The sequence below is a fragment of the Sphingomonas morindae genome, assembly GCF_023822065.1.
GTDB classification, from domain to species: domain Bacteria; phylum Pseudomonadota; class Alphaproteobacteria; order Sphingomonadales; family Sphingomonadaceae; genus Solisphingomonas; species Solisphingomonas morindae.
The window spans coordinates 308,225-327,348 of record NZ_CP084931.1; the positions used below are offsets into that span (position 1 = coordinate 308,225).

15 protein-coding genes and 2 pseudogenes are annotated in these 19,124 nt (G+C 67.1%); 8 read left to right on the forward strand and 9 right to left on the reverse strand.

Annotated elements, in window-relative coordinates:
- Nucleotides 1-23 precede the first annotated feature (23 nt).
- Nucleotides 24-680, reverse strand: coding sequence for an RNA polymerase sigma factor (locus LHA26_RS18100; protein WP_252168482.1), 657 nt, complete (start codon nt 678-680; stop codon nt 24-26).
- Between the two features lie 543 nt (nt 681-1,223).
- Between LHA26_RS18100 and LHA26_RS18105 the strand changes: the two genes are divergently transcribed.
- On the forward strand, nt 1,224-1,595 hold the full coding sequence (locus LHA26_RS18105) for a nuclear transport factor 2 family protein (RefSeq protein WP_252168483.1): 372 nt from the start codon (nt 1,224-1,226) through the stop codon (nt 1,593-1,595).
- A 679-nt stretch (nt 1,596-2,274) separates the two neighbouring features.
- On the opposite strand, the gene LHA26_RS18110 is transcribed toward LHA26_RS18105, so the two are convergent.
- Complete coding sequence (locus tag LHA26_RS18110; RefSeq protein WP_252168485.1) at nt 2,275-2,919, reverse strand: response regulator transcription factor; 645 nt, start codon at nt 2,917-2,919, stop codon at nt 2,275-2,277.
- On the reverse strand, nt 2,916-4,025 hold the full coding sequence (locus LHA26_RS18115; protein WP_252168486.1) for a sensor histidine kinase: 1,110 nt from the start codon (nt 4,023-4,025) through the stop codon (nt 2,916-2,918). Before LHA26_RS18115 ends, LHA26_RS18110 begins: the two co-directional genes overlap by 4 nt.
- Nucleotides 4,026-4,290: 265 nt before the next feature.
- On the opposite strand from LHA26_RS18115, the gene LHA26_RS18120 reads away from it, so the two are divergent.
- Genes LHA26_RS18120 through LHA26_RS20115 form a run of 4 tightly spaced genes read left to right on the forward strand, consistent with a single transcriptional unit; the run spans nt 4,291 to nt 10,152 of the window.
- A complete protein-coding gene (locus LHA26_RS18120; RefSeq protein WP_252168487.1) occupies nt 4,291-5,454 on the forward strand; it encodes an efflux RND transporter periplasmic adaptor subunit in 1,164 nt (387 codons plus the stop codon).
- A complete protein-coding gene (locus LHA26_RS18125; RefSeq protein WP_252168488.1) occupies nt 5,447-8,548 on the forward strand; it encodes an efflux RND transporter permease subunit in 3,102 nt (1,033 codons plus the stop codon). The genes LHA26_RS18120 and LHA26_RS18125 overlap by 8 nt, the downstream gene beginning before the upstream one ends.
- A gap of 4 nt (nt 8,549-8,552) precedes the next feature.
- The gene (locus LHA26_RS18130; protein ID WP_252168489.1) at nt 8,553-9,992 is read left to right on the forward strand and encodes an efflux transporter outer membrane subunit; all 1,440 of its coding nucleotides are present in this window, start codon (nt 8,553-8,555) and stop codon (nt 9,990-9,992) included.
- Between the two features lie 28 nt (nt 9,993-10,020).
- Nucleotides 10,021-10,152, forward strand: coding sequence for a hypothetical protein (locus tag LHA26_RS20115; protein WP_302898083.1), 132 nt, complete (start codon nt 10,021-10,023; stop codon nt 10,150-10,152).
- A 495-nt stretch (nt 10,153-10,647) separates the two neighbouring features.
- Here LHA26_RS20115 and LHA26_RS18135 read toward each other — a convergent pair whose 3' ends face one another.
- Nucleotides 10,648-11,823, reverse strand: a complete 1,176-nt coding sequence (locus LHA26_RS18135) for an epoxide hydrolase family protein (protein WP_252168490.1) — start codon at nt 11,821-11,823, stop codon at nt 10,648-10,650.
- A gap of 102 nt (nt 11,824-11,925) precedes the next feature.
- On the opposite strand from LHA26_RS18135, the gene LHA26_RS18140 reads away from it, so the two are divergent.
- The 3 genes from LHA26_RS18140 to LHA26_RS18150 all read left to right on the forward strand — a co-directional run bounded on the left by LHA26_RS18140 (nt 11,926) and on the right by LHA26_RS18150 (nt 14,488).
- Nucleotides 11,926-12,843, forward strand: a complete 918-nt coding sequence (locus LHA26_RS18140) for a LysR family transcriptional regulator (RefSeq protein WP_252168491.1) — start codon at nt 11,926-11,928, stop codon at nt 12,841-12,843.
- Between the two features lie 467 nt (nt 12,844-13,310).
- Nucleotides 13,311-13,778 carry an SDR family NAD(P)-dependent oxidoreductase gene (locus LHA26_RS18145; RefSeq protein ID WP_252168492.1) on the forward strand — a complete coding sequence of 156 codons (468 nt, stop codon included), beginning with the start codon at nt 13,311-13,313 and terminating at the stop codon, nt 13,776-13,778.
- Nucleotides 13,754-14,488, forward strand: coding sequence for a hypothetical protein (locus LHA26_RS18150; RefSeq protein ID WP_252168493.1), 735 nt, complete (start codon nt 13,754-13,756; stop codon nt 14,486-14,488). The genes LHA26_RS18145 and LHA26_RS18150 overlap by 25 nt, the downstream gene beginning before the upstream one ends.
- A 43-nt stretch (nt 14,489-14,531) precedes the next feature.
- On the opposite strand, the pseudogene LHA26_RS20270 reads toward LHA26_RS18150, so the two are convergent.
- From LHA26_RS20270 to LHA26_RS18170, 5 genes and pseudogenes are all read right to left on the reverse strand, one after another.
- Nucleotides 14,532-15,026 (reverse strand): annotated as a pseudogene (locus LHA26_RS20270) (ATP-binding cassette domain-containing protein); the annotation flags it as partial.
- Between the two features lie 648 nt (nt 15,027-15,674).
- Nucleotides 15,675-16,112, reverse strand: a pseudogene (locus tag LHA26_RS20275) (ATP-binding cassette domain-containing protein); the annotation flags it as partial.
- Between the two features lie 285 nt (nt 16,113-16,397).
- Nucleotides 16,398-17,177, reverse strand: a complete 780-nt coding sequence (locus LHA26_RS18160; RefSeq protein ID WP_252168495.1) for an ABC transporter ATP-binding protein — start codon at nt 17,175-17,177, stop codon at nt 16,398-16,400.
- The gene (locus tag LHA26_RS18165; protein ID WP_252168496.1) at nt 17,174-18,028 is read right to left on the reverse strand and encodes an ABC transporter permease; all 855 of its coding nucleotides are present in this window, start codon (nt 18,026-18,028) and stop codon (nt 17,174-17,176) included. Before LHA26_RS18165 ends, LHA26_RS18160 begins: the two co-directional genes overlap by 4 nt.
- Nucleotides 18,025-19,104, reverse strand: coding sequence for an ABC transporter substrate-binding protein (locus tag LHA26_RS18170; protein WP_252168497.1), 1,080 nt, complete (start codon nt 19,102-19,104; stop codon nt 18,025-18,027). The genes LHA26_RS18165 and LHA26_RS18170 overlap by 4 nt, the downstream gene beginning before the upstream one ends.
- Nucleotides 19,105-19,124 lie beyond the last annotated feature (20 nt).

Here is a 19,124-nt window from a genome sequence, read left to right on the forward strand (position 1 = left end):
GAGCCGCCCACGCGGCGGCCGCCTTATTGATCGTGCTTGGCGCTTCGCGATCCTGCATTCAGCCTGCCGTTCCCGATGCTTTTTCTCTTATAAGATCCGGAGCCCCTGTCTCCGCCCTGGCGTTCGGACCATTCCATCACGAGCGATACGCCCTTCGCAATATGCTTCTCGACGGTGCTTTCCGAAATGCGCATCCGCTCGGCAATTTCGCGCTGCGAGAGGCCATGGACGCGCCGCATGACGAAGGCGGCGCGCACGCGCGCGGGCATCGCCCGGAGGACGATGGCCAGCCGCCGCACCTCGTCGCGCGCGACGGCAATCCGCTCCGGCGAAAGCGCGTCCACCGGCTCCGCCGCGACGACGGACTCAAGCGACTCGAACGGCACGATGCGGGCACGCCGTTCGTCCCGCAGCACCAGCGAGTGCGCGATCCTGAACAGATAGGCTCTTGGCGTATGCAGATCGTCCAGGCGCTCGCGCGCGGCAAGGATGGCGTAGCTTTCCTGCACCACGTCCGAGACTTCGTGCGGGTCGAGCCGACGGCGGCGAAGCCACGCGCAGAGGCACGGCTCGTGCGGCAGGATGTGCCGATCGAACCAGCGCGCGCGCTCCAAGCTGACCTTCTCGGTAAGCGGACGCTTGAGCGCCGAGCCAATCTCCAGAAGATTGCGTAACGCCATTCTTGCCCGCGCCGAAATGCCCGTTCTGCCGGCGGTCTATCGTCGCACGGTGACAATGATGGGACTCGCCTTTTCGGTCGGCTCATGTCCTTTGCTCAGTACGCGCCATTTTGGCGGATAGCGGACTTAGCGGGTTGACTTGGTGTAGACTCAGATACTGGAACAAGGATCTATATGAATTCGGATAGACTTGAGCCGCAAAGCGTCTGTGGCCCTCCGAAAATCCCCTGGCGCTACGCCAGTCCGCCAGATCGACACGACAAAACCGTGCCACCAGCGCCCTTCGATCAGAGGCGCATGCCCATTCCGTGCTCTCGCGCGCGTGATGGCGTAGCGGTCAGCCGATCGAGGTGCCGGTCTTCAAGCCGTTCGATTCTGGCGCGCCTCGTCCATAAGCGTCGCCGCGCTCGATCCCGGGGTCGGGCGGCCAAGGCGTTCGACCGTCTTGCCGCGCACGCCTGGCGGCCGCCGCGTGCTGGTCTTCGCGGATGCCCGCGCTACACCGCATCGGGATCGACTGACCATCGCAGCAAGGACGCTCGCATGTCCGACGTTGCCGAACCCGACTATGATCACATCCTGCGCTCCAATCTCGAGCGCGTCTTCAACGAGCGCGACCCGCAGCAGCGCGCCCGGGCGCTGGCCGAACTCACCACCGAGGTGCCGCTGATGTACGAACCGGACGCGGTGGTGACGGGCCGCGACGCCATATCGGCGGTCGCCGGACGCCTGCTGGCGCAGTTCGGCCCGGATTTCGCCTTCGTGCCCGAAGGCCGCGCGGTCGGCCATCATGGCATGGCGTCGCTGCGCTGGCGGGCGGGGCCGCGCGGCGGCGATCCGGTGGTCACCGGCATCGACACCGCCGAGATCGTCGCAGGCCGGATCGCGCGGCTTTGGGTGCTGCTGGATCGGTAGGCGGCCTCTCGGCGCCGCCTTTGCGCGGCCGCTGTCCCAGATGCTGGAACGCGCACCCCCGCGTCTAGGCGACTTCCAAGGAGCAAGGGCCGGCCGATCCCTGCGCGTCCCTGCCCTTGCCGGGCGCGGCGCGGTTCTGCCGCGCTCGGCCCGGATACGCCCTGAAGAAGATCCGTTCCCTCTCGTCCGAACATTGGTCGCCGGACGCGGGGGTCGCGGGACGGACAAGAAAGAGTCTCGGGATCACCGCAGCAACCGGGCATGCCGGCGGTTAGGCAGGCCATGCTCGATCCTCTTCGCACGACCACCACCCTCCAGATGCCCGCACTGTCAGCGCGCACTCGGCACGGCCGTCAAATCTGAAGCGCCAAACTGGTGCTAGGTCCCAATCCCCGTCCCCTCGGTCTTCGTTCGTTGACGATCTCAAGGATGCCCGTACGAAGCGGTGGAAGCCGAGTGCCCGGAACGACGCCAGCGTAGAAACTCGGCTGCTTCCCCGACGGGAGCACCGATGAAAGGCGCATCAGACGTTTGACGCGATCGCAATGCTCCATGGACACGAAGCGCTGCCGCAGCTGGATCGTGCCTCTTCGGGCGGGAGGAAGATGGGAACGGCAATGCGCCGGGAGATCGGCGACGTCGCTCTCCCGCATGGCCTGAGCGTGACCCTCCTGAGCCATCAATCGTCCCATGATCCGATAGCGAGCGCGTCCGACATGCGAACCAGTTCCGGCAGCGATTTCGCCCCCATCTTCAGCATCGCCTGGCGGCGGCGGACCTTGACGGTGATCTCGCTGACCCCAAGCATGCCCGCGATCTGCTTGTTGAGCAGGCCCTTCACGACTCCCGCCATGACCGCCTTTTCGCCGTCGGCCAGGGCATCGAACCGCCCTTTCAGTGTGGCTCGATGCCGGTCTTCCGCTCGTCGCGCCTCGTCGAGCGCGATGCCGCGGTGGATGGCGTCGAGCAATTCCTGATTGTCGAACGGTTTGGCCAGGAACTCGATCGCCCCCGCCTTCATTGCGCGCACCGACATCGCGATATCGCCGTGCCCGGTGACGAAGACGACCGGCAGGCGATTGCCGCGCTCCACCATCTGGCCATGGAATTCCATTCCGCTCTGGCCGGGCATCCGCACGTCCAGCACGAGGCAGCCGGGCGCATCGGCCGGCGCGGCTTCGAGAAAGGCGCGGGTCGAGCCGAACAGCGTCGCCGCAAGGCCGACCGACGCGAGCAGGTCCTCCAGCGCAGCCCGGATCGATGGATCATCGTCGACGATGTAGACGATCGGTGCGGCCGGAATGGACGCCGCGTCCGCAGTCATTCGGCGTCGATCCCGCTGGCCGGGAGGCGCACATGGAAGCGCGCGCCGTACGGCTTCATCCGGTCCACCCAGATTGCGCCGCCATGCGCCTCGACGATGGTGCGGATGATGGTCAGGCCGATGCCCGTCCCGCCTTCCTTGGTGGTCCAGAACGCATCGAACAGATGGGGCATATGCTCTTCGCGGATTCCCGGTCCGGTGTCGCTCACCGAAATCACGATATCGCCGCTCACATCGGACATGGCGGCGATCGCCAGCGACCGCCGGCGAGAGGAAACGGTCGCCATCGCTTCGATCGCGTTCAGGATAAGATTGCAGAGCACCTGCTGCAACTGGATGCGGTCCCCCAGCACAACCGGCAGCTGGTCGGCCATTGCCAGATCGAGCGTGATGCCCTGCCGTTCAAGCTCGGCCTGCGACCATGCCACGGCCTCCTCGATGACGGTATCGATGCGGATCTCACCCCGCTGCGCCGGCGCGCTTCGGGCATGTTCGCGCACCCGCGCGATGATGGTGCTGGCACGGTTGGCATCGGCGATCACCCGGTCGATGGCGTCCCGCGCGCGCCCTACGCCGGGCGGCTCGGCGCACAGCCAGCGCCGCGCCGTATCGCCGCTGCTGGCGATCGCGGCCAGCGGCTGGTTCACCTCATGCGCGATCGATGCCGCAAGCTCGCCGAGGCTGGTCACGCGCGCGACCCGGATCAGCTGCGCGCGCGCTTCGTGGGCAGCGCCTTCGGCCGCGACCATCTTCAAGGCCAGGTAGGTGGTGATGCAGATCGTGGACAGGCTGATCGAGAGATTGACCACCCCGGCCTCCCGCGACCCCGATTTGGTCAGCACGAAGCTGACCAGGGTGAGCAGGAGGCAGATCGCGGCGAGACCGACCACATAGCGGCTGGGGACGCGGCCGACCGCGAGCAGAATGACCGCGATGTAGAAGACGGCAGTCGCGATCTCCAGATCGGTCAAGGTGTCGGAGATGAAAATGGCGGCCATCAACAGCGCCATTACGGGCACCCGGACCGCCGGCGACTGAAACGCGCGATGCAGCCAGGCGCCGGCCACCCAAATCGATGCTGATCTTGCGCGCAGTGCGTCGCTCATGGTGTTCTGCGCCTTCCTGCTTGCGGGTCGGCACCGGGACTTCCTGGTCCCGACCGGTGGGCAAGGTCCCACTGCATAGAGCGTGGCGAGACCGGTTCCAATCGGCAGCGAAGGTCAGATATACTTTCGTATATTGGCGCTTTCCGAATGGAATGTCGCCCCATCGGGTTGGCCAACCTATCAGCCCGCTGCCGGGTTAGCCGCGACATTTCGTCGATCGGATGTCCGCCCGGCACGATGACCGAGATTGAACAGGGGTTTCGCCATGCCGACCGGCTTTAGGGCAGTGCCGTTCGCATGCGGCGGGCGCATTGCATTGCCGAGGACGATCCTCGGATCGGCCGCCCTCGTGGTCACCGCCTCTGTGCTCGCGGGGTGCGACGCGAAGGTGCCGATGCAGCCGGCGGCGCCACCCGCGTTCGTCGTGCAGGGGGACCGGGTGGTGGTGCCGTCAGGTTCGCCGCTGCGCGCGCGCCTTGCCCTCGCCGCCGTGACCGACACCGATATCACACAGCAGATCGCCGCGCCGGCCATGGTCGAGGCCGATCCCGCTGGGCAGAGCCGCATCCTGGCGCCGCTTGCCGGCCGGATCGTCCGGCTCGGGGTGCGCCTCGGCGATCCGGTCCAGGCTGGACAGGTGCTGGCGGAACTGGCCTCGCCCGACATGGCCTCGGCTCTCGCCGACGAGGCGCGCGCGCAGAGCCAATTGCGGCTGACGATCGCCGCGCGGGACCGCGCCATGGGCGTGAAGGCGATCGGCGGTGCCGCCGACAAGGACGTGCAGCAGGCGGAGGCCGATTATGCCGCGGCGAAGGCGGAAGCGGCCCGGGCCGGCACGCGGCTGCGCCAGCTCGGCGCGTCCGCCGCTGCCCGGGGGGACGGCCTGGCACTGACGTCACCGTCCTCCGGTGTCGTTACCGAGCTTGCCGCCGCACCCGGTGCCTTCTGGACCGACCCGACAGCGTCGCTGATGACGGTCGCCAATATCGACACGGTCTGGGTAACCGCGGATGTCGCCGAAACTGACCTGGGTGCGATCCGCCTGGGCCAGGCGGTGGGCATCGCCTTTGCCGCCTATCCCGGCGAGACCATCGCCGGTCGGGTGCATTCGATCGCGCCGCTGCTCGATCCCGAAACCCGCCGCGCCAAGGTACGGATTGCCCTTTCCAACCCCGCCGGGCGCTTCAAGCCGGGCATGTTCGCGACCGTCCGCTTCACCGCACCGACCAAGACCGCGCCGACCGTACCGACCACGGCGCTGCTTCTCAAGGACGACGCGACCACCGTCTTCGTGGAGACCCGCCCCTGGACCTTCGAGCGGCGCACCGTCGAGACCGGCCCGGATGAAGCCGGTCGCACGACGATCTCGCATGGCCTGGTCGCCGGGCAGCGCGTGATCGCCAAGGGCGGCGTATTGCTCGATGATTGAGCGTTTCATCCGGCTCGCCATCACCCGACGCAAGATCGTGCTGCTGCTCGCGGTCTTCATCGCCGCCTATGGCTGGTATTCGTGGCGGCAATTGTCGATCGAAGCCTATCCGGACATCGCCGATGTCAGTTCGCAGGTGATCACCCAGGCCCCCGGCCTCGCCGCCGAGGAGGTCGAACAGCAGATCACCGTCCCGCTCGAACGCGCGCTCAACGGCACGCCGGGGCTGGCGATCATGCGCTCCAAGAGCACGTTTGGCCTGTCGCTGATCACGCTCGTCTTCCGCGACGGGTCGGAGGATTACTGGTCGCGCCAGCGCATCCAGGAACGCATCACCGGCGTCACCCTGCCGACGGGGATCACGCCCGGACTCGACCCGCTGACCTCGCCGATCGGCGAAATCTACCGCTACACGCTCGAATCCGACACGCTCGGCCAGCGCGAACTGTCCGAACTCCAGCAATGGGAGGTCATCCCCGCGCTGTCGCAGATCCAGGGCGTGGCGGGCGTCAACAATTTCGGCGGCATCACCACCCAATATCAGGTCGAACTCGATCCCGCCCAGCTCCAGCGTTTCGGCCTGTCGCTGAAATCGGTCGACGATGCGATCACCGCCAATAACCACAGCACCGGCGGCAGCGTGATCACGCGCGGCGAGCAGGGCTATGTCGTGCGCGGCGTCGGCGCGCTGCACGATCTCACCGATCTCGGCAGCGTCGTCGTCACCCAGAAGGGCGGGTCGCCGGTGCTGGTGCGCGATCTCGGCAAGGTCCGGCTGAGCCAGGTCGAGCGCCACGGCATTCTGGGCAAGGACGATCGTGGCGACGCGATCGAGGGCATCGTCACCCTGCTGCGCGGCGAGAATCCGTCGCGGGTGATGGACGACGTCCATGCCAAGGTGGCTGAACTCAATGCGGCGCTGGCGCGCAAAGGCGCGCGGATCGTGCCCTATCTCGACCGCTCCGACCTCGTCCACACCACGGTGGACAAGGTTTCGCACACGGTGTCCGAAGGGATCGGCCTCGTGCTGATCGTGCTGATCCTGTTCCTGGGCAACGCGCGCAGCGCACTGATCGTGGCGATCGTCATCCCGCTCGCCATGCTGATCGCGTTCATCCTGATGAACCTGACGCATGTGCCGGCCAACCTCCTGTCACTCGGCGCGATCGATTTCGGGATCATCGTTGACGGTGCGATCGTGATGATGGAGTCGCTGCTCCGGCGCCGGGAAGCCCGGCCCGACAAGCCGCTGACCCGCACCGAGGCGACCGACGCCGCCGTGCAGGTCGGTCGACCGATCTTCTTCGCGACGATCATCATCATCACCGCCTATATCCCGCTATTCGCGTTCCAGCGGATCGAAGCCAAGCTGTTCACACCGATGGCGTTCACCGTCGGCTATGCGCTGCTCGGGGCGCTGCTGGTGTCGCTCGCGCTGGTGCCGGGACTCGCCTATGTCGCGCTGCGTAAGCCGGCCAAGGTCTTCCACAATCCGCTGCTAGCCTGGATCGAGCGCACCTATGCCGTCGTGCTGCGTCGCTGCCTCGATCTGCCGGTCGTCATCTATGGCATCGCCGGTGCCGCGGCGCTGGCGGTGCTGCTGCTGGGCGCGAAGGTGGGGCGGGAGTTCCTGCCCGCGCTCGATGAAGGCTCGATTTGGCTGCAGGTCCAGCTGCCCAGCGGCCTCTCGCTCGACAAGGGCAAGGAGATGGCGGGCGAATTGCGCCGCGTCGTTCGCAGCTTTCCAGAAACCTCCTATGTCGTCACCCAACTCGGTCGCAACGACGACGGGACCGATCCCTTCACGCCGTCGCATATCGAGGCGAGCGTGGGCCTGAAGCCTTATGGCACCTGGCCCGCCGGCGAGACGAAGGCCGGTCTGATCCGCCGCATGGATGCCAGGTTCAAGGCGATGCCGGGCTTCAATGTCGGGTTCAGCCAGCCGATGATCGACGGCGTCTACGACAAGATGGCCGGTGCCCATAGCGAACTGGTCATCAAGATCTATGGCCACGATTTCCACGAGTTGCGCCGGATCGGCACCGCGATCGTCGACGTGCTGAACCGGACGCCCGGTGCCGCCGATGTCGCGATCGACCAGGAGCCGCCGCTGCCGCAGCTGGTGGTGCGGGTCGATCGCGCCGCCGCCGCGCGGCTGGGCGTGAACGCCGGCGACATCACCGATCTCATCCAGACCGGCATCGGTGGCGAGGGTATCGACCAGCTCTATGTCGGCGACCGCCGCTACGACATCGCCGTGCGGTTTCCGGCGCAGGTCCGCAGCACCGTCGCCGAGATCCGCAACCTGCCGATCACGACATCGAGCGGCGCGCAGATCCCCCTATCGGCCGTGGCCACCGTCTCGCTCAAGTCCGGCGAGAGCACCATCACGCGGGAGATGGGCCATCGCCACCTGACCGTGAAGCTGGGGTATCGCGATCGTGACCTGACCTCGTTCCTGCACGATGCCCAGGCCAATATCGCCGCCAAGGTGCATTTCAACCAGAGCATTTACCGCCTGGAATGGGGCGGGCAATTCGAGAACCAGGCGCGGGCGGAGAAGCGGCTGGGCATGATCCTGGCCATCATGTTCGGCGCGATGGCGCTGCTGCTCTACATCCAGTTCGCGCTGGTCCGGCAGGTGCTGCTGATCCTCGGCGCGGTGCCGCTGGCGACGCTGGGCGGACTGGTGGCGCTGCATCTGACCGGCGCGACGCTCAACGTCGCGTCTGCGGTCGGCTTCATCGCGCTGTTCGGCGTGGCGATCCAGAACGCCATCATCATGGTGTCGAACCTCAACGCCCACCGCGTCGACGGCGAGGGGCTGCTGGAAGCCGTGCTGCACGGAGCCGGCGAGCGGCTGCGTCCGGTGCTGATGACCGCAACCGTCGCCACCATTGGCATGCTGCCTGCCGCGCTCAACACCGGTGTCGGCAGCGACGTCCAGCGCGGGCTGGCCACGGTAGTGGTCGGCGGCCTGATCGTCGCGACCGCGCTGACCCTGTTCGTGGTGCCGACGCTCTATTTCGTGATCGAGCGTGCCGTTTCCCGCCGGGCGGGTCGCCGGGCACCGCAGCCAGAGATGGGGGCCTGATCCGATGCGTGCGATCCGCGCCCGGCGCTTCGGCGCGTCGCTCGGCAGCCTCCTCGTCGCAGGTTGCGCGGTGGTGCCAAGCTTCCAGCGGCCGGCGCCGCCCGCCGATGCCGCTTACGCGAACCTGCCCGCGGCCCAGCCCGGAACCCAGAGGATCGCGACCGGTGCCGACATTCCGGCCGACTGGTGGACCCTGTTCCATTCCCCCGCGCTCGACGCGCTGGTCCGTCGCGCGATCGCCGCCAACCCCGATCTCGCGGCGGCACGCGCGGCGCTGCGCCAGTCGCAGGAGCTGGCCAAAGCCGATCGCGGCGTGTTCCTGCCCAGCATCGGCGTCGACGCCTCGACGGCACGCGCACGCAATCCTGGCGTGCTCGCGTCCCCGCTCCAGTCGAACAGCAACCTCTACACGCTCAGCACCGCTCAACTGACTATCGGCTACACGCTCGACCTGTTCGGCGGGGCCCGGCGCCAGGCCGAATCGAGCGCGGCAACCGCCGAGGCGCAACGCTTCCAGAGCGAAGCGGCCTATCTCACGCTGACCTCGAACGTCGTTGTCGCCGCAATCACCGAGGCGTCGCTGCGTGAACAGATCGCTGCCACCGAGAGGAGCATCGCCGCGCAGGTCCGCATTCTCGAAATCCTGCGCGCCCGCCTCCGGCTAGGCGATGTCGCCCGCGCCGATGTCGCCGCACAGGAGGCGCTGCTCGCCCAGACGCAACAGGCGTTGCCGCCCCTCACCAAGCAACTGGCGCAACAGCGCGATCTGATCGCCGTGCTGGCGGGGCAGATGCCCGGCAGCGAACAGCCCCGCGTCGACCTCGCCACCGTCGTCCTGCCCGCGAACCTGCCGCTCAGCCTGCCGGCCAGACTGGTCGACCAACGGCCGGACGTGCGCGCCGCCGAGGCCCAACTTCATGCTGCCGGCGCGCAGGTCGGGGTGGCCATCGCCGCGCGCTTGCCGGCGATTACCCTGGGCGGCGATCTCGGCGGCTCATCCACCAATTTCTCTACCCTGCTCGCGCCCGAGAACATCCTGTGGAACGTGGTCGGCGGACTGACCGCGCCGCTGTTCGACGGCGGTACGCTGCGCCATCGCCAGCATGCCGCCGAGGCGGCCTGCGACCAGGCCAAGGCGCAATATCGCGGTGCCGTCCTCGCCGCCTTCCAGAATGTGTCGGACGCGCTCGCCGCCGTCGGTTCCGATACCGAAGCGCTGCATGCCGCCGACCGCGCCGAGCGGGCGGCGGCGGACAGTCTCGTACTCGCTCAGGGCCAGGGCCGGCTGGGCGCGATCGCGCCCTTGCAGGTGCTGGCCGCCGAGCAGGCATATTGGCAAGCCTCCGTGACGCTCCAGCAGGCGCGGGCGGCGCTGTATGTCGATGCGGCCGCCCTGTTCCAGGCGCTGGGCGGCGGATGGTGGAACCGGCCCGCGGAACGATGACGCGGCCGAACTGGGAAGGGCATATCGCATGATACGCGCGGTGGCGATCGGCGTTCTTTTGCAGGCGGTGCTGCCGTCCGCGGCGCGAGCGGCGCACGGCGGGATCAACCCTCGCCCGGGCGACCTGCCCGATTGCTGGTATGAAAAGGCCGTCGTATGAAAAGGCCGTCGCGCGCGCCCGCAGCCAGGGCGCTCCCATGCCGCCCAAGCCCCACGCCTTTGGGCCGCGCGTGCCGATATTCTTCAATAGACTGTCGAACGCCTGCTACGGCGTCGCGGCGCCCCAGGCTTCGGCGGACAGCTGACGCCGCTTCAGACGATAGCGAGTGGCGAAACGGACCAGCTGTGATCCCGAGCCGGGCCGCCGGTTCGAGCAGCACGCCGGCTGCTCTATGCCCCATCTTTGCCGTCCATGCGTCAATTCGGGAGGCAGCCGATGTCGGATCCTTGGAAACCTGTCGTTCAGTGCGTCGAACGCGAACGGCAGGGAAGTTGCAGGCCTCGTCATTCCATGTTTCTCCATCGGAGATGAACGGACGGCAGATTTCGGGTTCGACGAATGCGGCGCCTGACGACTGGGAGTGGGTGGGAGCTGCCATGACGGAAATTGGGCAATTACTCGCGGGGTATAGCCATCGCTCCCTATCTTAAGAATTCAGCGCAAGGTCCTGAACGTCGCCCGCAGGTCGGCCACCAGTGCCTCCGGATTCTCCATGGCGGCGAAGTGGCCGCCGCGATCGGGCTGGTTATAGTGGCGCAGGTCGGCGAAGCGACTTTCCGCCCAGCGGCGTGACACTCGGACCGCTTCACGCGGGAACACACTGATGCCGGCCGGCAAATCTATGGTCTCGGCAGGCATGCTGGCTGCCCGCGCATTCTCCCAATAGAAGCGCGCCGAGCTCGCGCCGGCATTGGGCAGCCAGTAGAGCATGATGTCGTCGATGATGTGATCCAAGGCGATCACGCGTTCAGGTTCACCTTCGCTATCGGTCACGTCTTGGAACAACGCGTAGATCCAGGCCGCGAGCCCCGCTGGCGAGTCCGACAGCGAGAAGCCGATGGACTGAGGCCGCGTATTCTGGAGCTTCATATAGCCCGATTGCTCGTCCCAATAGCGCTTCATGTCCGCGAGCATGGCGCGCTCTTCGGATGTTGCGGCCCTGATCTCCGCGTCCGTGGGTTGGAAGGGAACCATGGTGAGGTGGATGCCGGCCAGTCCGCGCGCGCGCATCTGCGCTAGCGCTGTGACGACGGCCGCGCCCCAATCGCCTCCTTGCGCACACCAGCGTTGCCCATAGCCCAGCCGCAGCATCAGCTCGTCCCAGGCCGCCGCCACCCGACCAACGTTCCAGCCAGGCTCGCTGGGCTGGTCGGAAAAGCCGAACCCAGGCATGGACGGAATGACAAGGTGGAAGGCCTGCCGCGGATCGCTCCCGTAAGCGGCGGGATCGGTCAGCGGCCCGATCGCGTCGCGGAACTCGAGCACCGAACCGGGCCAGCCATGCGCCAGCAGCAAGGGCACCGCATCCGGCTCAGGCGAGCGCACATGCAGGAAGTGGATGCCGATCCCATCAATGAGGGTTCGGCTGCTTCCCCAACCATTCAGCAGCGCCTCGGCTGAACGCCAGTCATAGCCGTCACGCCATCGCTCCACCAGGCGGCGCACAGCCGACAATGTCGGCCCCTGGCTGCCATCCGTGACCGTGCCGGCGTCCGGCCAGCGTGTGCGCTCGAGCCGACCGGCCAGGTCGATCAAGGCCGTCTCCGGAATATGGATCGGGAACGGTACGACAGCGTCCGGCGCCGCGGGAATATCCTGGTACCTGATCATGACTGAGTCTCGCCTCGGTTGCCGGGAAGGCGTTTACGTGTTGCACGGACCGCCGATTAGCCCGACCATACGGAACAGGCTGTTGCGCGATCTGGAACGACGATGCTGCTCTCCGATGTTCGCGCCTTTGCGCGCATTACCGACCTCATGAGCGTCTCTGCCGCGGCTCGCGCGCTCGGGACGCCCAAGTCGGGCGTCAGCCGCGCGCTGGCCCGTTTGGAGCGACAGCTCGGTGTCGCCCTGATCGATCGTTCTACGCGTCACCTCCGGATGACCGACGCGGGCACGCTGTTCCGATCGCATGCGCTCCGCATTCTGGCCGACGTCGACGAGGCCGGCGCGGCGATCGACGAAATGGCCGGCGTGCCCAGCGGCACGCTGAAGGTGAGCCTGCCGTTCACGGTGGCGACGGCGCTCGTGGCCCCCATGCTACCCGCGTTCATGGCTATGTTTCCGAGGGTGCGCGTCGTGCTGGCTGTCGAAAACCGCTATGTCGACATGCCAGCCGAGCCGATCGATCTGGTAATCCGCGTCGGCCCGCTTGCGGACAGCGATCTGATCGCGCGGCACCTGCTCCTATCCGAGAGCTGGCTTTGCGCCAGCCCCGCTTATCTGTCGGCGCGCGGCACGCCGCGCTGCGTCTCCGATCTCAAGGATCACGCCTTGATCGGCTACGCAGATCGCACGGCCACCTACCATGACGAGACATCGGGGCCCGCCAACGCCAGCGATTATCGTCCCGCCGCGGCGGTGTCCGATTCCGCCGCCATGCTGCCGATGATCTTGGCGGGGGGCGGCATCGCTCGGCTGCCGGACTTTCTCGCTGCGCCCTATGTTGCGGAAGGACGGCTGGTTCGCTTGTGGCCGGCCCGCCGCGGCGACCGGATCGCCATCCACGCCCTCTATCCCGGCCACCGTGCGCTATCGGGCAAGGTGCGCGTGTTCATCGATGCGCTCACGTCGACCGCGGCGGCCTTGCGGTCCCAGACGAACATAGATGAGAAGGCCGGGCAGCAATGATCCAGTTGCCGCCATCGAGAGCCCCCCGTAGCGCCTCTCGGAATTGGCCGCCCCTTCATGTCGGCCGGCGCGCCTGTGTCGCACGCCATTACGAAATCGGATCAAGCGGGGGCGAGCAGGCGTTCACGGTCTTGGTGACCCTTTGCATCACCGCCGCTTCAGCAGCGGCGGCCCTGACATCCGTCTCTCGCCCAAGGCGGCGGAGGTGTTAACCCTGGCGTTTCACGAGCTTGCGACCAACGCCCTCGCATATGGTGCCTTCTCCACACCCCCAGGCGGCTCCGCGTGACCTGGGCTGCGTTCCAGAAGCGGGGCCGCACGTGGCTGGCGTTGAATTGGACCGAAGCGGGTGCGCCGCATCGCCCGCCATCGACACGGCGCGGTTTTGGCAGCGACCTCATCGAAGGTCGCATTCCCTAAGAATTGGACGGTGTCGGCAAGGTCGAGATCGGGCCCGGCGGTGCGCAATGCTGGCTGCAGTTCCCCTTGAGGGACGGCGAGAGCATATCGTCCAATTCTCCTCGGTCGGCGGCCGGATCGGCGCGCCCGGCCGCGCGCCCTATTCCGCCGCGCAATGGGGAGTCGGAGGCTTTTCCGAAGTGCTCGCGCAGGAAATGGCGCTGATCGGCGTGCGCGTCACCATCGTCAAGCCGGGCGGCTTCCGCACCGACTCTGCGGGCGCATCGACCAGCATCGCAACGGGCCATGCCGATTATGATGCGGTAGTCGGCAAGGCGGCGCGGATGCAGCAAGCCTATGACGGCAAGCAGCCGGGCGACCCGGAGCGCGGCGCAAGGGCGATCCTGACGATCGTTGGCGCGGAGCGGCCGCCCTTGCGGCTGCCGCTCGGCTCCGACGCGGTCGCGGCGTTGCAACGGAGCGACCATGTCCGGCTGGACGAGCTGGAAAGGTGGCGCGCGCGCTCTTGGACCTGACGCTGTCGCTGGAGAACAGCCCGCCGTCGCATCGCAGCCGCACGATCCACTACGGATTCGATCACCGCAACCGTTCGGCGATCGCACTCGCGCGTGCCTTGTGGCTCACCGGAAATGCCGAGCAGGCCCTGAGACTGGCGAAGCAGGCGGTCGCCGACGCGACCTGTCTCGATCATGCCGTCACGCGCTGCATCGCCCTGCTCTGGTCGTTTTCGGTCCATCTTTGGGCAGGCGAACTCGACGATGCGGAGCGGACGCTCGTGGTGTTCGCCGAGTGCGCCGAGGTCAACGCGCTCGGCCCCTACATCGCCGCCGTGGCGGGCCTTCGCGGGGAGCTGGCGATCGCGCGTGCCGGCGCCAGCCCGGAACTCGGCGCTCTGGAGGAGAGCCTCTCCCGGCTGCGCGCGGCGCGCTACGAGTTGCTGACGACGCCCTTTTCGCTCGCACTGGTACGCGGTTTGATGTCCGGCGGACGGTCCGCGGAGGCGCGCGATCTGCTCGAAACGACGATCGAGCGGTGCGAGGCGAGCGGCGAGCGCTTGCTCTTACCCGAATTGCTCCGCGCCAAGGCGGAAATCGCGCAGCACGACGAGCAGGACGGCGACGCAGCGAAGGCCAATTTGCGGCACGCGCGGGCGCTGGCGCGCGAGCAGGGCGCCGTCGCCTGGGAGAGACGCTGTTTAGCCGATCTTGGTGTCGTCGAACGCTGATCTCGGTGTCGCCGCCCGCTGCGGGGCTTGCTTGGCCCGGCGATCATGTCGCCAGATCGATGTACCGCGTGACGCCGATCGCATCGAGAAAGGCCGCGTCATGGCTCACGACCAGCAGCGCGCCGTCATAGGCTGCCAGCGCCGCCTCGATCGCCGCTATCGAGTCGAGGTCGAGGTGATTGGTCGGCTCATCAAGGATGAGGAGCTGCGGCGGCAACGGACTCGCCAAGGTACACGCGAGCCCGGCCCGTAGCATCTCACCGCCGCTGAGTGCTCCGACCGGCTTCAGGGCGGCATCGGCCTTGAAGCGGAATTGTGCCAGCGCCGAACGGCATGCGAAGTCGTCGCTGCCGGGATTGATGCGTTGGTAATTTTCGGCGACTGACAGCGCGGGATCGAGCATGGCGGCCGTCTGATCCAGCATCGCCAGACGCTCGACATGGCGGACGGTGCCCGACCATGGCACGATCCGACCGGCGATCACGCTTAGCAAAATCGTCTTTCCCGAGCCGTTCGGCCCAATGAGCGCCACGCGCTCTGGCCCTGTCATACTCAACGAGACATCGCGCAGCACCGGCGCGTCCGGACAATATCCGGCTGTGACCTTGTCAAGACGGAGTACCGCCGCGCCGTGCGCCAATCCGCTCGACGCCAGGGAGACCATCATGGTCTCAAGCCGTTCGATCCGCTCACCGGCGGATGCGGCGGCGGCCATCGCCTGGCTCCGCTGGCGTTCGGCGAGCCGTGCATGCTCCCCGCCGCTATTCTCGGCCCGTTGCTTGCGCGCGCCGGCGAGAATCCGCGGCATATCGCCGCGCGCGCCTTTCCGACTGCCGGCGGCATCGCGTCTGAGTTTCCGCTCGACCCCCTGCTGCGCCTTGCGTTGGATGTCACCGAGCTGCCGCTGCGCGACCTCCAGATCATGGTGCGCGGACGCGCGCTCAATCGCCTTGCGCGCGCGATACTGGCTCCAGTTGCCGCCGTAGCGACGTGCGCCGAGCGAGGTCAGTTCGACGATCGCGTCCATGCGCTCGAGCAATTCGCGATCATGGCTAACAATGATCGCGCCGCCACTCCAGGACGCAAGCAGATCGAGCAACGCGGCCCGGCCACCGCGATCGAGATTATTGGTCGGCTCATCCAGCAGCAGGAAGTCAGGCTGGGCGAACATGGCGCTCGCCAGTGCGGCGCGGGTCCGCTCGCCGCCCGAGAGCGACGCCAGCCGGGTGGCACCGTCCGCGTTCAGGCCGGTCCTCGCAAGCGCGGTGACAAGACGCATCTCGAGCGTCCAGTCCGCCTCCGCCAATTCGCTTTCGGTCGCCAGGCCGGCTTCGGCGCGGCGCAAGACGCTGAGCTGATCCGCGATCCCGAACAGGTCGGCGATGGTGTCTTCCGCCCCGACTTGGACGATCTGGCGCAAAACGGCGACGGTCCCGTCGATAATGATCCTGCCGGCGGTGGGCGCGCGATCTCCCGACAACAATCGCAAGAGGCTCGTCTTACCTACCCCGTTGCGGCCGACAATCCCGACGCGTTCCGCACAAAAACTAAGATTGAGATGAGAGAAGACCGGATGGCCGTCTGCCGTCGACCAGCCAAGGTCGATCGCCGTAATCGCAGGCATGAACAAGATTTCCCTGAAGGCAAGACATTCCGCATTGCGTTCAGACGAAATCACATTGTTCTACATCTCCAGCGGCGTGGCCAAGCTGATTAGTGGGTCGGGCCGGCGCCCGCAAGGCCCCTCCGCTGTCGGGCCCGTAGTGCCGTCGGAGCTGGCACCGCGGCCGGCGCGACGAAGTGACGACCGAAAGCGCCAGCGGCTGGTGATAGCCGTCCCGCAGCCGAGCCTGGCTTGGCGTGCGGCCTTGCTCATCGCCGATGGTGCCGGGGAGGATGGCCATCTCTGTTAGCGGATAGGTCCTCTCCCCAGCCCCACCTCCACCATCAGCTGCTCGGCGGCGGGGCTTTCGAGCTGCGCCAGCAGCTCCGTGCGCAGGCGGGCTACACGGACGACGCGCGCATCATGCTCGGTCGGAAGATCGACCCGGATGTCGGCCGACAATCGTCCATTTTCGAGGATCACGATCCGGTCGGCGAGCAGGATGGCTTCGTCGATGTCGTGGGTGACGAGCAGGACGGCCGGGTCATGCACGTCGGACACACGCCGCAGCAGATCGTGCATCCGCGTGCGGGTCAGCGCATCGAGGGCGCCGAACGGCTCGTCGGCGAGCAACAGCTCCGGTTCACGGACCAGCGCGCGCGCCAGCGCCGCGCGCTGCTGCTCGCCGCCGGAAAGCTCATGCGGCCACGCGTCCTCGCGACCGGCAAGCCCGACCTCGGCCAGCGTGGCGCGGCCGCGCGCGCGCTCATGCTTGCCCATGCCGAGTACGACATTGTCCAGCAGACGCAGCCAGGGCAGCAGCCGCGCATCCTGGAAGATCACCGAGGTGCGTTCCGGGACATAATAGTCGCCCGCGCCTTGTGCCTCGAAGTCGAGGCCGGCGAGGGCGCGCAGCAATGTAGACTTTCCCGACCCGCTCCGCCCGAGCAAGGCGACGAACTCGCCCGCCGCTATGTCGAGATTCACGCCCTTGAGCACACCCTTGAGCGTGAAGGTGCGCGCGAGATCGCGGATCCGAACGACGGGTTCGGGCACGAGCGCGCGGGTGGCGATGTCCTTGGTCATTTGCCCAACGTCCTTCGCCAGCGGAGCACATAGCGCTCGAGCTGCCGCATCAAGGTATCGGAGGCAAAGCCGAGGAGCGCGTAGACGACCAGGCCGACCAGCATCACATCGGTCTGCGCATAGTCCCGCGCGAGGGTCACCATATAGCCGATACCGCTCGTCGCATTGAGCTGCTCGACAACCACCAGTGCCAGCCAGGCGGCGGTGGTGCCGAAACGCAGCCCGGTCAGCATCCCCGGCAACGCTCCTGGCAGCACGATGCGGACCAGGAATTTGAAGCGCGACAATCGCAGCGTCTCGGCAAGCTCCACATAGCGGATGTCGATTGCGCGAAGCGCCGTGTGCGTCTGGATATACATAGGGAAGAAGACCGCGATCGCGATCACGGTGATCTTCATCGCCTCGCCGATGCCCAGCCAGAGCACCATGAACGGGATGAGCGCGAGAATGGGGATGCCGCGCTTCATCTGGACGAGCCCGTCGATGACATAGCCGCCCAGCACGGTCAGCCCCGAGATCAGCGCCAGCAGAACCGCGGCAGCGGATCCGAAGACCAAGCCTGCCAGAGCCCGCCCGGCCGAAACCGCAAGATTCTCCTGCAACCTGCCATCTCGGATCAGGTCGATCGCCGCGGTGACCGCGGTCCATGGTGCGGGCAGTGTCCTCGGATCGAGAAAGCCCGTGACCGACAGGACCGACCAGTAGAGCAGCAGCAAGCCGGGCCCGAGCAGGATGCCGTGGCGCGTCGGCGCGGAGCCCAGAAAACGGTTGCGCGCGACCGGCCTCAAAGGCGCCTGCGCGGCGACCGGGTTTGTTGGGTCCTCGCCGGCCAGCGGGGTGACCAGCGTCATCTCTCGTCTCGACACGGCGTGCACGCCTGCTCTTCCTTCATGCCATGGGCCGCGATCGCCTCGAAGCGGCGATCGAACAGCGACGCCGCATCGAATTTCGGGCGGCCGGTGGCCGGCCCCAAGATGTCGATCGCCTTCTGTTCGAAATCGACGGCATCGTTCCAGCTTTCGGGCGCGCTGACCGGGCCAAGCGCGTGCACCTGGAGGCGGGCGTCGTCGATCGGGAGGCCCCGCACGCCGACATAATAGCCGCGCGCCAGTTCCTCCGGATGGGCGTTCGCCCAGGCCAGCGCCTTGCCCCAATATTCGACGTAGAGCCGGAGCGCCGCCGCCTTGCCGGGATCGGCCAGCACGCTTTCGGGCACGAACAGGACGAGCCCGCTGTCGCGGAAGCGCGGATGGGGCAGAAGGCTGGCGCCTCGATCGCCGAATTTGGTGATGTAATGATGCGCCACAAGGCCCGCGCCAAGTGGTGCCGCATCGACCTCGTCGCTCGCGAGCGCACTCGTATAGACATCACCGCCGATGCTCGAGGGCAGTTCGACGAGGCTGACGTCCCTCTGATCGATCCCTTCGGCCTTGAGGGTCTGGAGGACAACCTGCGCCTGGACCTGGCTCCGGCTGAAGGCGATGCGTTTGCCCTTCAGATCCCGGAGCGAGCGGATATGCGCGCCGGGCGCGATGCCGATGACATAGAGGGCCTTCGCGGCACCCTGCGGGAACTGGCCAAAACCAACGATGCGGACGGGAATGCCGCTCCATTTGGCGTGGATCGGCGGCACGTTCGCTCCGTAACCGACATCGAGCGCGCCCGCGTGGAACGCCTCGGTGACGCCGGGTCCGCCCGTAATCTCTGCCCATTCGATGCGGAAGGGCAGTCGCTTGTCCCAGCCGAGATGCCGGAAGATCCACTTGTTCACCGGATCGCCGACCCGCAGCACAACGCCGGCGGGCACCTTGACCGGGAGCGGGGCGTCGAGCGACAGCGCGCCCGCCGGCGCGACCTTAGCCCGGCGAGCCGGGGCGAACAGAAAGAGCAGCCCGATCGAAAGCGCGACAAGGAGGGCGAATGGCAAGGTTCCCCGCGGCCATTCGG